Here is a 15,228-nt window from a genome sequence, read left to right on the forward strand (position 1 = left end):
CATCGATCCCTTTCGCGTGATAACAAATTCACGTTAAGTACTGTCAATTTTATTGTAAAATACCGTTTCAACATAAAATATTAGGCATTTTATTATGAACTTATCCCAAAACCGTCCAATGTGGGAACTCACACAAAAATTTAACAATATTAGAATTACTTGAAAATTCGCAAATTACCAAATGTGACGGTTTTTGTAGGAACTATTGTGTTTTATTAAAAATTTCTAAAGAACTATCATGTAAATTCTTTAAGGTTTTGGGACAAGTTCTGAGTAGTAATTCCTATAAAATTGAGTTTATCACAAGTGCCATTTCACGTAAGTTCGATAGAATAATGCAGAAGCGATTGAAGCGTAGGCAAACTCAGCAGAACCCCCTTTATGAATCGCGTTTTACAATAAATTGAAACTAAGACGATATGTTGTATTACATTTCTTTTATGAAATTTATTGACTGAAATTGAAAGAGCGGTCCGGCAACGCCGGATTCGCCCAAACTTTATTATGCAAAATTTCACATTATTAAAATGTAAACGATTGAATTGAGACTTTATTATATAGTTCTGGGTAAGAACCAATCTTTTAGATATAAAATTAAATATACTTCGTTATATAGCTATCGCTAAGTAACAGATGTCTTATCAGGGATAGTCAGCAAAATTCATTTGCTGATTCAATAAAGTAAACAAATATAAAATTCTTAAAAAAAATGCTTTTCTAGAATCAATGATCAAAAGAATTTCTCAATCAATGAATCTAAAAATTAAAGTGGGTTTTCTCTTAAAACCTTTAGTCGTTTTCATTTTTTATTTCGGAACAAATTTCTGTTCAAGCTCCTCCATTCTTAATAAACCTCTAAATGGAAGTTTAGATTTACAAGGACATAGAGGCGCCAGAGGTCTAAAACCTGAAAATACATGGCCCGCTTTTGAAGAGGCAATTCGATACGGAATGACTACTTTAGAATTGGATACGGTTCTAACCAAAGATAATAAAATTATCATTCATCACGATTCGTTTACCAATCCTACTATTTGCCAGAAAAAGGACGGGACTCAAATCGTATCAACTTCGTTATACGAATTAACTCTTTCCGAATTGAAACAACTCGATTGTGGAGCAAAAAAAAATCCTAAATATTTCGAACAAATTCCAGTTCCTGGAACTGAACTAATTACGATCGAAGAATTTTTTACGCTTGTCGCAAACGCCGAAAAGAAAAATCCAAACCGAACCAAGTTAAAATTTAACATCGAAACAAAATTTCCAGACGACAGCAATTCTCAAATTCCAATAGGAAAAGTTAAAGAACACGTAAACTTATTAGTTCAAGCGATAGAAAATGCCAAGGTCACTGATCGGACTACAATCCAATCTTTCTATTTACCAGCTCTTACAATTGTAAAAGAGATAAATCCAAAATTGAAAACAAGCGCTCTTTTTTCTCTCACCTATTTTCAAGGAGCTATGATGAAATTAGGATTCGGAAACGGAACTCGTCAAGACGCTCTCCAAAAAACATTGGAAGTAAAGGCAGACATCATTTCCCCTTACTTTTTATACGTAACCAAAGAATTCGTGCAGAAAATCCATTCTCATAAAATATCTGTGATTCCTTGGACGGTCAACGATGTAGAAGATATGAAAAAGTTGATCGATGCGGGAATAGATGGAATTATCAGCGACTATCCGGATCGGCTAGCACATATCATCAAGAATTAATTATATTCTATTACCACAAAAGCGTTGTATAATATACTTATAAAGAATTTTAAATCGACAAAATGAGTTATAGTAAAAGAAAATTATCCGTTTATTCTAATGAAAAAGAAACGGAAGAAAATTAATTTTTCAACAACTCTAATACGGATAACCAAAAACGCTCGTTGTAAGGGAAAGTTATTTCTTTCAAAAATTTAAGTCCCGCGGAACTATTATCTTTCGATTTTAAATAAAAAGAAGAGTCTATATGTAAATGATCCGCCAGTTTTTTGAGAAACAACGAATCGACGTTATGTGGAAAACTTTCTTTTACATTACCACTTCCATGAGAAACAAAGTAGAGTCGCGGTTGATTCTGCTCATTTTTTCTTCCGGATGATAGACTGATCGTCAATCAATTGACTTTCTGTATTTTTAAGTTCGTCGTCTATAAATTCATCTAAAAAAAACACCGTGATCTCCTAAAATAAAATTCCTAGCAGTATTTTATTTCAAGATAATCAAGATTAGTTTTCATTAAAGTTCTCTTATTCAAAGTATATTCAGAATTTATAATTTTTTATACAAATATTCCATTAAATTATGCAATATTATAAAATACTGAAATATAATCTATTTACCAATAATTGCTTAATAAAATTTAAAATAAACTCGAAATTTTAAGGAACCTCCATAAAATCCAAATTCAGGATACTTATGAAGTTTTTTGCGTAAAACAAATGTTTAACGATATTTGTTCTTTTTAAAATTCATTTTATAAAGGTTCCTTATTTTCAATTTTACTCTACGGTTGTAATTTCTTTCAAAGCCTTTTTGAAATTATCCTTGGTTGCAATCGTATATTCAAAAACCGTTTTATTTTTTTGGAAGATACTCAATCGATCCGCCGAACTCGCAAGAAGTCCTTTAATGACCGATTCTTCCATGTAAAAATAAAGTACGAGCGCATTAGAAGACACATCTGACTTATAAAAATTTCCGTTGAAACTTTTCTTTCCTGCTTTAAATGAAATTTGAGAAAACGTATCCATTTCGGAATAAACGTAGTTATTAACCCAAAATTCCACGTTGTATGCAACGTATGATTTATCTGGAGTCATAACCTTTGTGAACACTAAAAAATGATTGTAACCGTCTTTATCCTTAACGGTAACGTCTATGTTTTTAGTAGAATAAGTTTTTTTCTCGGATTCGTCCGCATACGAATCGGAAGCCGCTAAAAAGAACGTTAATAAAACTACAAAAATTGAACGTCTTAGTTTTTTAAGTGAATGTTGTTTCATGATCCATCCTCTATCTGCATTTTAAGTACAGATAAGGGCATAACGTTTTTCTAAAAACAACATTATGTAAAGTTAAATTTACATAGAAATTTAACTATAACAGAAAAATTTTATCAATTCAATATACCATTTCTTAGTTCAGTAATTATGATTGTGAAAATTTTGTCAAAAATTCATTTATATACATTAAAATAAAATAATATTACTATTTTTGGACGTATTACAAAATTTCTTAAAAACCAAAATATAAATCTATGTGTGATTTTCAATTAAGATGATTTTTGTATTTGTCCGGTTTTGCCGTAAGTCACGGTAAAAGATTTCCGGATACTTCAATGCTCCAGAATTTATCCGACTTATCGTCTTTGTAAGTGAGATGATATTTCATAATTAAATATTTTTTCAAACAGACAACTTAATGAAAAACAATTACTACTCGGACGCATGAATAGAATACTTGTGTTAGATTGTTTCAAAAATTTGAATATTTTGATCTTGCTTTAAAATGCCGTAAATCCCGAATTTGCGTTATTTTTTAAATACCACTAGTTTTTCGTAAATTAGGCAGTTAATAACTCGGTACTATTTTCATGCGTCCGAGTAGTAAATGACTCATAATTGTCAGTTTATAAAATATTTTTTGTTTGTTTGAGTAATTGATAGCGAGCTAAAATTTGATTCCGATCAAATTAAGCCGAACTTATAAAAGTAATTATATACCCATAGCCTGTGAAAAAAGACATAGAACACGGATCGTTGAGCGAGCCATAACCCACCCCACAACGCGATTCATAAAGAGCGTTGTGTTGAGTTTTCCAACGCGACCCTTAGGGAGCGATGCATTGAGTTTGAGGAAAGCGTTGTGCTGAGTTTTCCCTATTTTTGAGTGGGGGGTGGTAAGGTTCGGAAAATTTTTCTCTATCAGAAAAACATACTTTTTGCAAGTAAAAAGACTCATTCTTGTCGGAACACTTGAAAAATGTGCCTTTTTGAGCCCAGAACGGCGATCCATAGAAAGCCCGTTCTGTTGAGTTCATTCTGATTCTAAAATCCTATTCAACTTGTGGGGTTAGTGAGGGAGCGAGCACCTCGCACATATTTAGACGTTTTCTCATTATTGAGATGTTATTACTACTTGAACACATGAAAATAATACTATTCTGAGTCTATTTCAAAACTTAAGATGTGAAATCTCGCACACAAAAAAACAATTTCAAATTAGATATAATTTTTGAGAATTTCTGCGTCTTTGCAAAATCGCCCATTCATTTTACGGAGGATGTAGAACCGCGCTACGATTGAGAAAAATTCGAGAAGCTTCGTTTTGCAGATCCTGAGAAGTTCGTAAGTTGCTGATTGTTAATTCTACGATTTTGGAATATTGCGAATTTTTATTTGGAGAAAAATACGAAATCCATTTCAAAATCGTTCTTCACAAACAAAAAAGCCGGACTTTTAAAGTCCGGCTTAAAACATTCTGTTATTTATAGAAAGAAAACTTTTTAGGTTTCTTTGAGAGCAGTAACAATTTCTTGAGTCGCTTTTTTACCATCTTGAAAATACATCAAAGCGTTATCTTGGATAAACAAAGGATTAGGAACTCCCGCAAAACCGGGACTCAAACTTCTTTTGATTACGATAACCGTTTTTGCTTTGTCTACGTCCAAAATCGGCATTCCAGCAATCGGACTACCTGGATCTGTTTTTGCAAGAGGATTGACAACATCATTAGCGCCGTTGATGATCACAACGTCCACTTGTTCGAAAGAAGGATTGATCTCATCCATTTCCTTCATCTTATCATAAGGAATATCCGCTTCTGCAAGTAAAACGTTCATGTGACCTGGCATTCTACCCGCTACTGGATGGATTGCAAATTCTACGTCGATTCCTCTGTCTGTTAGAATATTATAAAGATCTCTTACAGCGTGCTGAGCTTGTGCAACCGCCATTCCATAACCTGGAACAATCACAACCCTCTGGGCCATATCCAATAACATAGCAACTTCTTCTGCAGATGTGCTTTTCGTTTTTCCAGCGTAGATATCCTCTCCACCTTTGGAGTTGTCTACAGCAGCCCCCAACCCGCCAAAAAGAACGTTAGGCAAAGAACGATTCATAGCCTTACACATAATCTGTGTTAGTATAATTCCGGAGGCACCTACAAGAGACCCGGCGATGATAAGAACGTTATTACCTAAAACAAACCCAGTTGCAGATGCCGCAATTCCAGAATAAGAATTCAGAAGGGCGATTACCACGGGCATATCGGCTCCACCGATCGGCATAACCAGTAAAATTCCGAGTATAGAACCTACCACAACTACATACCAATACCATTCTATCTTTTGAGGTTCAATAACAACGAAGTAACTTAGAACTAAAGAACCCAATAGGAAAAGCACTTTTACGATTTGATCTCCAGGATAACGAACCGCTTTTTCGGAAAGAATCCCTTGTAGTTTTCCATAAGCCACAAAACTGCCCGTAAGAGTAACTGCACCAATGATCCCAGAGGCAGCGGTAGAAATTGTAAATTGATAGGATTTAAGAACTTCTAGATTAGTTCCTTGATGAAGCACTTCCATAATCGCCGCACCGGCAACTAAAAAGGACGCAAGACCTCCGAAACCATTCAGCGCAGCAACCAACTGAGGCATAGAAGTCATTTCCACTTTTACGGAAAGATAAACTCCAATTGCAGTTCCTACAATGAAACCGGCCAAGATATATTCGTATGCAAGACCTTTTTCTACAAGCGCCGCAGCAACGGCAAAAAACATCCCAACCGCTCCAACGAAGTTTCCACGCACCGCAGTTTTTGGATGAGAAAGAAGTTTTAATCCTATGATAAAAAGGATGGAGGAAAGGAGATAAATTAAATTAATAATTGATGCTGTCATATTTATTTTTCTTTCTTCTTGAACATTCCTAACATTCTATGAGTTACTAAGAACCCACCTACTACGTTGATCGTAGCCGCAACCATCGCGATAAATCCAATGATATTGATCAAAGGTCCGTTCACAGAATGAAGAGATAGAATCGCCCCAATAATCGTGATCCCAGAAATAGCGTTGGAACCTGACATAAGAGGAGTATGCAAAAGAGGAGGAATTCTAGTAATGACCTCAAAGCCTACAAATACGGCCAATAAAAAGATCGTCAGGTAACCTACGAACTGTTCCATTCTAACTTTTCCTAAGCAGAGATTCCTTCCTTTGGAGAGCTAAGGAAGGTCAGGTTAACAAATGCCAACCGATGAAATCACTTTTCAGAAACTCCAGTCTCCTGAAAACCTTTTTTTCTCAATAGACAGGCGTCGCATTTTCCACATGCTTTCCCGTTCTTAGGATCATAGCAAGAGAATGTAAGATGAAAAGGAACTTTCAATTGATTCCCAAGAAGAACGATTTCTTTTTTAGAAAGATTTTGAAGAGGAGTTAAAATTTTAATCGAAGGACCTTGACTTCCTTTTTTAGTTCCAAGTTGAATTGCCATCTCAAACATTTTGATGAATTCAGGTCTACAATCCGGATAACCGGAATAATCCATCGAATTGACTCCGATATAAATAGAATCAGAACCGGTTCCTTCCGCAAGAGAAACTGCAAAAGAAAGAAAAAGAATATTCCGCCCCGGAACATACGTGTTAGGTATTTCTTCTTTTCTTAAAGAATTTTTAGGAACGTGAAGCGACTTTTGTGTAAGAGACGAACCTAAAAATAATTCCGGTTTTAACTTTTGAATCGTGTGAGGAATTCCTAATTTACGTGTTACTTTTTTCGCGTAAGACAATTCGATTTTATGTCTTTGGCCGTAATCGAAGGAAAGAGCTTGGATTTCTTTTCCGTCCGCAATCGCTTGATAAAGACAAGTAGTAGAATCCAATCCCCCAGACAAAAGTACAACTGCTTTGTTGTTTGATGAATCAGTTTTAGAGGAAAAATTTTTTCGATTTAGATCCTTATTTTTTTCGTTACTTGAAGAATTCAAAATTCATCCCTACACACTAGAATTTTTATTAGGGCCTTCATAAATACAAGCGCTGGTACAAGTTTCATTCAAAGTAATCTTATAAAGTAAGGGCAAAAGTGGTTTGAGATGATTCCAAAGCCAGATAGAAAGATTTTCGGAAGTAGGATTTTCAAGTCCCGGAACATCGTTTAGATAATAATGATCCAAATGATTTTCAATCAATGGTTTTACGATTTTACTGACCGCCGCATAATCGATCAACCAACCGGTCTTGGGGTCGATCGTACCTTTTAAATGAAGTTTAAAACGAAAACTATGCCCATGAAGTCGTTTGCATTTATGACCGTCTGGTACATTGGGTAGGAGGTGAGCTGCGTCAAAACGAAATTCTTTTGTGAGTTCGATTTCTTCCATAGTTCCTGTCCGGTATAATCATTGAACCCGACGCCTACGCGCCACTTGTAACTTCAAATTTTTTACTATTTGGAAATTCAATTTTGAAAACAAGTCGACGTTAGGAAAATCTCAAAAAGTCGACCGGAACTATGGGAAAGAGACTAAAAAAATAGGTTATTTCACCAATTCTTTTAAAATTTCCTGTCTTTTTTGATCTTTTTGGTGCTCATTTAAAACCAACCATTCTCTTTTGATTTGTTTAGAGCTTATACCTTTAAGTTCTGCGTATTTGTTCAGCAGTTTTGCGGTTTTCTGATTCATACGGACCAGAAAATTAAAAATAGAAGTGCTGTCAAGTACTCAGTTTAGAATGATCTCTTCTTGAGAATTTTATAGTTTTACTAAATTCCTAACAGAATAAGTACCATAAATTTTAAGACAAGTCTTCCATCTACTAGTGCTGAATTCTAGAATCTTATAATACAGCACTAGTAGAATAAACCTACAAATACCAGATTCACAACACCTAACACCCGTTATTATATTTAGAACTTGTCCCAAAATCTCAAAAAATTTTACGCGATCATTCTTTAGAAATTTTGAATCAAATGCAGTAGTTCCTACAGATTTTGTCACATTTAGCAATTTGCGAACTTTCAAGCAGCTCTAATCTCATTCAATTTTCGTAGTAGTTCTCACATTGGACGGTTTTGAGACAAATTCTAAATTTGATCTACGTTTTTAAATGACGTGAGTTCGACGAAAAGAATTCTTATGAATTCATTTTTCTAAAAAATCGAAATCTAAGATTTATAGATCGATTCTGAAAATGTGGGAACTACCACAATCTATAAAATAAAAGTTTATAACAATTCAATCTGTCGTATTCCAGTGTAGGAACTACCACAAAACTTAGGTTTATCTGTAAAATGATGTAGGAACTATTACAAATCATGATTTTACGAATAAATTTTAAAATTGTAGAAATTCAAATTCATACTTTTAGAAAATTCTTTCTCATTTTCTTACATCGAACTCATGCTAAATAAATATCTAAGGAGGTTTATAAAATTCAAAAAAACGCTCTTACTACATTTTTATAGAATAAGGTATTTAAACTTTGGGATCAATCTTACATGTAAGCTCAGAATTCTAAACATATATTTCTATTGTTCTGAGTAAAACGACTCTTAGATGAAGCCTCTGTCGTAACCATCCTAAAAGTTAAAAATCAAATTTTTAAAGATGCCAATCGATTTTATGTCTCTTCGAAAGAATTCATCCGAAAAGATACGCCAACTCAAAAATCTCTATTGGATCTGATCTTAAAACATAAAACTTTTCTTGCTATTGAAACCAGATCGAGTAAAGTTCCCTTCCCAAAAGAAGTTAAAAATTGATTTTAAAATCTTAAAATGTGGGAACTACCACGTTTTTTGAAAAACTGATCTCGAACAGCCTCTCAAAGGTTCGAATACAAATACTAAGTTCAAAATTTTAACTGCTTAAAAAATGCGGAGTCAATTAAAACAATGAAAAGAATTCTTCCGACTGTATCCAATTTTTGGAATCAAATACCAATTTGGGTTCGTAGATCTTTGGTTACGATTCTTGTATTGGCTATTCTTATAAAAGTTCTATTTGCACTTTTGATTTTTTGGAAAGCTCCTCGTTTATCAGGAGAATTAAAAATTCCAGGACTTACTCAACCAGTTTCGGTAATTCGAGATTCCTACGGAGTTCCTCATATTCGATCCGAAAATTCACACTCCGCCTATTTTGCGTTAGGTTATGTAAGTGCAAGCGATCGTTTGTTCCAAATGGAAATTTTAAGAAGAGCTGCCAAAGGAGAACTATCGGAGGTTTTAGGAGCTGAATTAGTTCCAACAGATATTTTTTTAAGACAAGTATTACTAAGAAGAACTGCAGAAAGGATGTTACAAGAATCCGAAAAAGTAAATCCACAGATCTTGAAAGAATTGGATTCGTTTTTAGAAGGAGTTAATTACTTTTTAAAAACCGAGTCCCTTCCCATCGAATTTACAATTTTAGGATATAAACCAAAACCGTTCGACCGACTTGACGTAATGAGTGCACTTTCCTTATTATCTTTTTCATTTGCGGAAGCTTTGCGAAACGATACGCTTTATACCATTTTAGAAAGAAAACTTCCGAATCGGAACGTAAGCGAATTATTTCCAAGACACGATACAGAAGAACCATTTTCAATTCAGCAAAATCAACCTTCTTATTCTCCTAAAAAATTAACAGAAAATAGTAAAGTTTTTCTTCCTTTGGCAAAAGAACCCAAATTCTCAAAATCAAATGAACTTTCAGACTTAGATCTAGTAATTCAAAAAACGAATTGGATATTAAAAGAACTTCCTTCTTTATCTGGAAGTAACTCTTGGGTCATCGGTCCTTCTCGATCAACTACAGGAGGAGCAATTTTAGCAAACGATCCTCATATAGGTTATGGTAATCCTGGAACCTGGTATGAGGTTCACTTGAGAACGGGAGATCACGAAAGCTACGGGTATCATTTGCCAATTTTCCCTTTTCCTTTAATAGCGCATAACGTGCAAAAAGCTTGGGCTTTGACAATGTTAGAAAACGACGATATGGATTTTTATGAAGAAATTTTACACCCAACAAAACCGAATCTCGTAAAAGAAAAAGGGAATTGGGTTCCAGTTCAAATTTTGAAAGAATCAATCCAAGTCAAAGGAGAAGAACCGAGAGAAATTACAATCCAAGTGACTTCTCACGGTCCGATACTTTCCAAGCCGATCCAAGGATATACCGGACCGGTCGTTTCTTTATACTGGATCTTTCATCATGTATCGGTCCCACTCTTGGAAACGATCTATTCTTTAGGACGTTGTTCGTCTTTGACCGAATGTAACACGATCGTTTCCAATTTGACTGCGCCTGGTCTAAACGTTTCTTATGCCGACAAAAATGGAAACATCGCTTGGTGGAGTGTGGGAAGATTTCCGATTAGAAAAAAGAAAACCAATACTCGCAAAATATTAAACGGAGCCTCGGGAGAAGAAGACGTCATCGGTTATATTCCATTTAGTCAAAACCCAAAGCTAATCAATCCGCCGGAAGGAATCATACTCACTGCAAATCATCTCCCTACTTATGAACTCAAAGGTTACGGAAAACCAGAAGGGTATTGGCAAGAATCAGATCGGGGAAGAAGAATCTACGAACTTTTATCTCAGAAAAAAAATTGGACCGTGGACGATATGAAAAAAATACAAACCGACGTTCATTCCTTTTCAGCAAGGTCAATTGTACCTTTGATTTCTTTAGAGATCGAAGAAGATAAAAATTGGTCGGGCGTATTTAAAGAAGCTTTAGATATTTATAGAAAATTCGATGGAGAAAACACGTTAGACTCATCAGGAGCCACAATATTCCATACGCTCAACCAATTTGTAATGTTGAATTTGTGGGTGGACGAATTTGGGGAATCGAATCTTCAAATTTTTGGACAAACCGCAGAACGTTGGAACGCATATAAATCGATTCTTGCAAATCCGAAATCCGATTTTTGGGACGATATTACGACCCCAGATTTAAAAGAAACGAGAAGAGAAATTCTCATCCGTTCTTTTGCACAAACCGTTCGTTATCTGGCAAAGGAACACGGAGGTTCTCCTTCTACTTGGAAATGGAAAGACGCACATAAAATTACGTTTGAACATCCGATGGGAAAAATACCGGTTTTAGATTCTATTTTTAATCAAGGCCCTTTTTCGGTCGCTTCAGGAGAATCCGTAATCAATCTGATGAATCAAAAAGAAATCAATCCGAAAATAAGACCTCGTGTAGGTCCTTCAAAACGAAGAATCATCGATCTCATAAATCCGGAAAATTCCTGGTCTGTATTACCTACAGGAAATTCTGGAAATTTAGGATCACCATTTTATGGGGATCAGATCGAACTGTTTTTAAACGGAGAACATCGTAAGATTCGGTTTACTCAGTCTCAAATCGAGAAAGATTCCAAATACATATTGAATATGATTCCGAAATAGAAAATAGATTCAAAAACAGAAATGAATAAAAGTTTAAAGTAACGGGCGCATGGTCGGGAATTTTCCGATAAGAAAACTTATTTGTAGCAACCGACCATCAGGCTCTCAGCTTCGGTCAATAAATTTTAAATTTCTTCCAAGACCAAAAGAGAACGAATTACAAATTTATTGACCACGCATCGATCCTTTGCGCGGGAATATACCGAAATTCAAAACGCATAAAACCGTTGTTTGGCGACAAATCGTTTTGTTTGAAATCCATTAGAATTGTTGAAAAATTCCATAGCAGCGATCAACAAAACTGGTTCAATCGATCATTTCATAAAACAGAAACAAGATAGAGAATTAACTTTTCAACAACTCTATTATCTTAAAGTATTATCGCCTAACTTATTTAGATGAAGTCGAAAACAACCTTTTAAAAAGACGACTCAAAGGATCTTCGATAAATCGATTTATGATCCAAGAAACACCTAAAGTAAATAGAAAACTAATCAAAAGACTCAAAATAAAAAAAGCTAGGCCGGTTTCAAATAAACTGGGAAAAAAGAATTTTATAGCCCCGAACGAGATTAGGGAAAGTAACAAATGCCATATATAAATCGTATAACTTAAGTTAGAGATCGGAACGAGAAATTTCAAACTCAATCCTTTCGCTAAAAGAGTGTTAGGAAATAAAATTACAGATAAAAGAATCAAAATATAAGCAAAATCGATTAAATTGAATCTTACCGTTCCTGAGAAAAAAGAATAAATAGATTTACTTTGAAAGTTGATAAAAACTAAAATTAGAATGGGAAATAAAAGTAATAAAAAACTTACAATACGACCCGATAAATATTTTTTTAGATCGTCTTTGCGATTTACGATCCAGTCCATAAGGATAACACCGATCACGATCGAATCCGCACGAGTATGTGTCGGACGAAAAACCAAGGTTTCATAATCCGTTCCAAAAAAATCTGGATTGAGATAGATAATGATTCTTAATATTCCAGGAATCAGATACAAAAACCAAAGGATACATTGCCTTGTAAAAAAATCCCGCTTGAACAAAATAAATCCGCAAAAAAAAGGAAAGATAAAATAAAATTGTTCCGTGATCGATAAAAACCAAGTATGAATATTCGGACCTTTCCAATAATTACCAATAAAAACGAAATCAGCCCAAGCGTTTCTCAAACCGTTATCCGTACTCACCATCACATTCAAAGCCATTAAAGTGTTAGGTACAGACAATTGTTTTGTAGCGATCCATTTTTGACTCATGGAATAAGAAACCCGATTTATAAAGTAACTGATCGTAATGAAAAGATAATAAACGGGGAGTAATCTATAATTTCGTTTTAGAAAAAAATCTAAATAACGAATCTTTCCGTTATCGGACCATTCTTTCCACAAAGCCATAGAAATTAAAAAACCGCTCAGAATAAAAAATAAATTCACTTCAAAATGGTGAAGCATATCTATAAACGCTTGAAGAAAAGAATTGTTATTTGCTGCAGTATATCCTGAATAAAAATAATAATGATATATGAATACGATGGTTATTGCAAAAGCGCGTAATCCGTTTAACGAAGGAATTTCTTCCCTTTTATTTTCTATTTTTTGTCCCATAAATACCGTTAATACATTCTAATTTATGAATATGTTTTTGTTTTCAAATAAGAATCAATTTTCCAAGAATTCAAAGTCTTATCTTAAAAAATCACTCCGAAAGTCCCTATCAATTATACTCTGTATTTTTTCGAATCAAAATGTAAAGTGAACTTTCTAAAAAAGATAAGACTTATTTACAAAGTAGAAATCCGACTTAACTCTATAAGCTCCAAAACAAAAGGATTTCTTTATTTCCGTCCCTACCTTCTATCGGAGACCATTCCAAACCTAAAACGAAACCTCCAATTTCCTTTTTAAGATACCTACAAAGAGAAAGTACAATTTGAAATCGAATTTTAGAATCTTTTAAAATACCTTTAACAAGGTCATTCCGATTGGCTTCAAATTGTGGTTTTATCAAAGAAACACATTCTAATTTTGGAATGTCCTTTTCTTTTCTCAATTTTTGGATCACTGGAAAAACGGATCGGAGAGAAATAAAACTCAAGTCCATTACGATTACGATCGCTTCCGGATGAGGTGTTTGAAACCGATTGTTTTCCCAGTCGATTTCTAAAGCAGATAAATTTTTTAGATGAAAACGATCTTTTACGATCACAGAAGAATGATTTCTTAACTTTTCTGCAAGCTGACCATAACCCACATCACAAGCAAAAACTTTCCAAGCCCCTTTTTCTAAAAGCACTTGCGTAAATCCTCCCGTAGAAGCACCCAAATCTATACAAAGTTTTCCATCAACTTGTAAAGGAAAAACCTCAAAGGCTTTTAACAGTTTATAAACTCCTCTGCTTACATATTCTGGAATGATGTTTAAAATTCTGATTTCAGAATCTTTTGGAAATTTGAATCCTACTTTAGTAATCTTTTGTTCGTTTACTAATACAGAGCCCGAAAGAATTAAACTTTTCGCTTTTTCCAGAGAATCGGCAAATCCCCTTTCAAAAAGAAGAACATCGAGCCTAATTTTTTCTCTGGCCAATGTAAATCGGAAGCTCCTGAAAGAATGTTTGTTCTTCTTCTGTGGAAACAAAATCAGAAGAAGTAAAAATTAGATTTTTCTGAAGTTCTTCTACCATCTTTTTACAACGATCCATTCCGAATAACATAGGATAGGTGATCTTGCCAGATTTTTGATCCTTACCTGGGGTTTTTCCTAAAGATTCCTGAGTTCCTTCCACGTCTAAAATATCGTCTGTAATCTGAAACAGTAAACCTAGATCTTCTCCGTATTGAGATAAAGACGTTTCTCTTTTTTTCCAATCTTTACGAAGACGGTTCCCTAACAATAAGGCTGACTTAATCAACGCTCCCGTTTTTAAACGGTGAGTCAATTGAAGCATCTCTATCTTATCGGATTGGTTTGTTAAATCATTTTCTTTCACATTTTCTCTTTCCATCTGTAAATCATAAACTTGTCCGGAAACCATTCCAGGCGCACCACAACCTGCATGCAAAATTTCTAATAGATTCCTATGTAAAAAATGATCACCATTTTCAACCCGGATCCAAGAAATAAAATAAAATGCGAAAGAGTTTAAAGCGTCTCCGGCCAAAATCGCCGTAGATTCGGAAAATTTTTTATGAAGAGTCGGCAACCCCCTTCTAAAATCGTCGTTATCCATACTTGGAAGATCGTCGTGAATCAAAGAATAAGTATGAATACATTCCAAAGAAGCCCCAAGTAAAAGAACGTTTTGAGTTTCATTTTGAAGTCCACCAAAAGCAGCCAAAGCCAAAACGGGTCTAAGTCGCTTCCCTCCGGCCACGAGACTATATTTCATAGCTTCAAAAAGTTCAGGAGCAGATTGTTTAGAAAGTATCGAAAGAGTTTGAGAATTTAAAAAATTTTCAAACGTACTTTTGTAAGAATGGAATATTTTGGAAAAGGAAGATGAATTCACTCTAACTCCAAAACTGAAAGAAAACTTCCAATTGTAAAGCAAAGTCCGACAAACCAATCATAAAACAGTTTTGCTGAAACAACGAATTACTTTGAGTAGATGACAAGCACAGCTTTATTGGTTTTGGGTTTTATTATTTTGGAGTCGTAAATGATTTTTTCTTTGTAGATAATAAATCTTTATACAAAAAACATCACATAACTCTTTAAAACCTATCTCAAAAAATTATTTTCATCAAAAGAAAAATTGATTTATAAAGATCTTCTACAATTGAATTCT

14 protein-coding genes and 1 pseudogene are annotated in these 15,228 nt (G+C 34.3%); 2 read left to right on the plus strand and 13 right to left on the minus strand.

Annotated features, from left to right (window positions below):
* Positions 1 to 726 precede the first annotated feature (726 nt).
* A complete protein-coding gene (locus BW942_RS04170; RefSeq protein WP_000595809.1) occupies positions 727 to 1,722 on the plus strand; it encodes a glycerophosphodiester phosphodiesterase in 996 nt (331 codons plus the stop codon).
* 121 nt (positions 1,723 to 1,843) lie between these two features.
* Here BW942_RS04170 and BW942_RS04175 read toward each other — a convergent pair whose 3' ends face one another.
* The 10 genes and pseudogenes from BW942_RS04175 to BW942_RS04210 all read right to left on the minus strand — a co-directional run bounded on the left by BW942_RS04175 (position 1,844) and on the right by BW942_RS04210 (position 8,024).
* On the minus strand, positions 1,844 to 2,116 hold the full coding sequence (locus tag BW942_RS04175; RefSeq protein WP_001973446.1) for a hypothetical protein: 273 nt from the start codon (positions 2,114 to 2,116) through the stop codon (positions 1,844 to 1,846).
* Between the two features lie 385 nt (positions 2,117 to 2,501).
* A complete protein-coding gene (locus tag BW942_RS04180) occupies positions 2,502 to 3,005 on the minus strand; it encodes a hypothetical protein (RefSeq protein WP_000809294.1) in 504 nt (167 codons plus the stop codon).
* A gap of 290 nt (positions 3,006 to 3,295) precedes the next feature.
* Positions 3,296 to 3,393, minus strand: a pseudogene (locus tag BW942_RS22050) (WGR domain-containing protein); the annotation flags it as partial.
* Positions 3,394 to 4,275: 882 nt separating this feature from the next.
* Positions 4,276 to 4,428: a hypothetical protein gene (locus tag BW942_RS21390; RefSeq protein ID WP_000871275.1), complete on the minus strand. Its 153-nt coding sequence runs from the start codon at positions 4,426 to 4,428 to the stop codon at positions 4,276 to 4,278.
* Positions 4,429 to 4,507: 79 nt separating this feature from the next.
* Entirely contained in the window at positions 4,508 to 5,908 is a 1,401-nt protein-coding gene (locus tag BW942_RS04190; RefSeq protein WP_000127254.1) for an NAD(P)(+) transhydrogenase (Re/Si-specific) subunit beta, read from the minus strand.
* A gap of 2 nt (positions 5,909 to 5,910) precedes the next feature.
* Positions 5,911 to 6,195: an NAD(P) transhydrogenase subunit alpha part 2 gene (locus tag BW942_RS04195; RefSeq protein WP_000434762.1), complete on the minus strand. Its 285-nt coding sequence runs from the start codon at positions 6,193 to 6,195 to the stop codon at positions 5,911 to 5,913.
* A gap of 77 nt (positions 6,196 to 6,272) precedes the next feature.
* Positions 6,273 to 7,001: a 7-cyano-7-deazaguanine synthase QueC gene (gene queC, locus BW942_RS04200; RefSeq protein ID WP_001088969.1), complete on the minus strand. Its 729-nt coding sequence runs from the start codon at positions 6,999 to 7,001 to the stop codon at positions 6,273 to 6,275.
* Positions 7,002 to 7,010: 9 nt separating this feature from the next.
* Complete coding sequence (gene queD, locus BW942_RS04205; protein WP_000391049.1) at positions 7,011 to 7,397, minus strand: 6-carboxytetrahydropterin synthase QueD; 387 nt, start codon at positions 7,395 to 7,397, stop codon at positions 7,011 to 7,013.
* A gap of 156 nt (positions 7,398 to 7,553) precedes the next feature.
* On the minus strand, positions 7,554 to 7,700 hold the full coding sequence (locus BW942_RS21395) for a hypothetical protein (RefSeq protein ID WP_001072334.1): 147 nt from the start codon (positions 7,698 to 7,700) through the stop codon (positions 7,554 to 7,556).
* Positions 7,701 to 7,769: 69 nt separating this feature from the next.
* Positions 7,770 to 8,024, minus strand: coding sequence for a hypothetical protein (locus BW942_RS04210; protein WP_000935831.1), 255 nt, complete (start codon positions 8,022 to 8,024; stop codon positions 7,770 to 7,772).
* A gap of 887 nt (positions 8,025 to 8,911) precedes the next feature.
* Between BW942_RS04210 and BW942_RS04215 the strand changes: the two genes are divergently transcribed.
* Positions 8,912 to 11,428, plus strand: a complete 2,517-nt coding sequence (locus tag BW942_RS04215) for a penicillin acylase family protein (protein ID WP_000821874.1) — start codon at positions 8,912 to 8,914, stop codon at positions 11,426 to 11,428.
* A 390-nt stretch (positions 11,429 to 11,818) separates the two neighbouring features.
* On the opposite strand, the gene BW942_RS04220 is transcribed toward BW942_RS04215, so the two are convergent.
* From BW942_RS04220 to BW942_RS04230, 3 genes are all read right to left on the minus strand, one after another.
* Positions 11,819 to 13,045 (minus strand): acyltransferase family protein, encoded by a 1,227-nt coding sequence (locus BW942_RS04220; RefSeq protein WP_000529867.1) that lies wholly within the window; start codon positions 13,043 to 13,045, stop codon positions 11,819 to 11,821.
* A gap of 202 nt (positions 13,046 to 13,247) precedes the next feature.
* Positions 13,248 to 14,027 (minus strand): TlyA family RNA methyltransferase, encoded by a 780-nt coding sequence (locus BW942_RS04225; RefSeq protein WP_000090415.1) that lies wholly within the window; start codon positions 14,025 to 14,027, stop codon positions 13,248 to 13,250.
* A complete protein-coding gene (locus tag BW942_RS04230) occupies positions 14,008 to 14,949 on the minus strand; it encodes a polyprenyl synthetase family protein (RefSeq protein ID WP_001970545.1) in 942 nt (313 codons plus the stop codon). Before BW942_RS04230 ends, BW942_RS04225 begins: the two co-directional genes overlap by 20 nt.
* Positions 14,950 to 15,228 lie beyond the last annotated feature (279 nt).

Source organism: Leptospira interrogans (genome assembly GCF_900156205.1).
In the GTDB taxonomy this organism is placed as follows: Bacteria; Spirochaetota; Leptospiria; order Leptospirales; family Leptospiraceae; genus Leptospira; species Leptospira interrogans.

Bases quoted from the DNA above. Each gene is read 5' to 3' on its own strand.
- BW942_RS04190 (WP_000127254.1), bottom strand. From the start codon at position 5,908: ATGACAGCATCAATTATTAATTTAATTTATCTCCTTTCCTCCATCCTT.
- BW942_RS04220 (WP_000529867.1), bottom strand. From the start codon at position 13,045: ATGGGACAAAAAATAGAAAATAAAAGGGAAGAAATTCCTTCGTTAAAC.
- BW942_RS04170 (WP_000595809.1), top strand. From the start codon at position 727: ATGATCAAAAGAATTTCTCAATCAATGAATCTAAAAATTAAAGTGGGT.
- queD (WP_000391049.1), bottom strand. From the start codon at position 7,397: ATGGAAGAAATCGAACTCACAAAAGAATTTCGTTTTGACGCAGCTCAC.
- BW942_RS04195 (WP_000434762.1), bottom strand. From the start codon at position 6,195: ATGGAACAGTTCGTAGGTTACCTGACGATCTTTTTATTGGCCGTATTT.
- BW942_RS21395 (WP_001072334.1), bottom strand. From the start codon at position 7,700: ATGAATCAGAAAACCGCAAAACTGCTGAACAAATACGCAGAACTTAAA.
- BW942_RS04215 (WP_000821874.1), top strand. From the start codon at position 8,912: ATGAAAAGAATTCTTCCGACTGTATCCAATTTTTGGAATCAAATACCA.
- BW942_RS04180 (WP_000809294.1), bottom strand. From the start codon at position 3,005: ATGAAACAACATTCACTTAAAAAACTAAGACGTTCAATTTTTGTAGTT.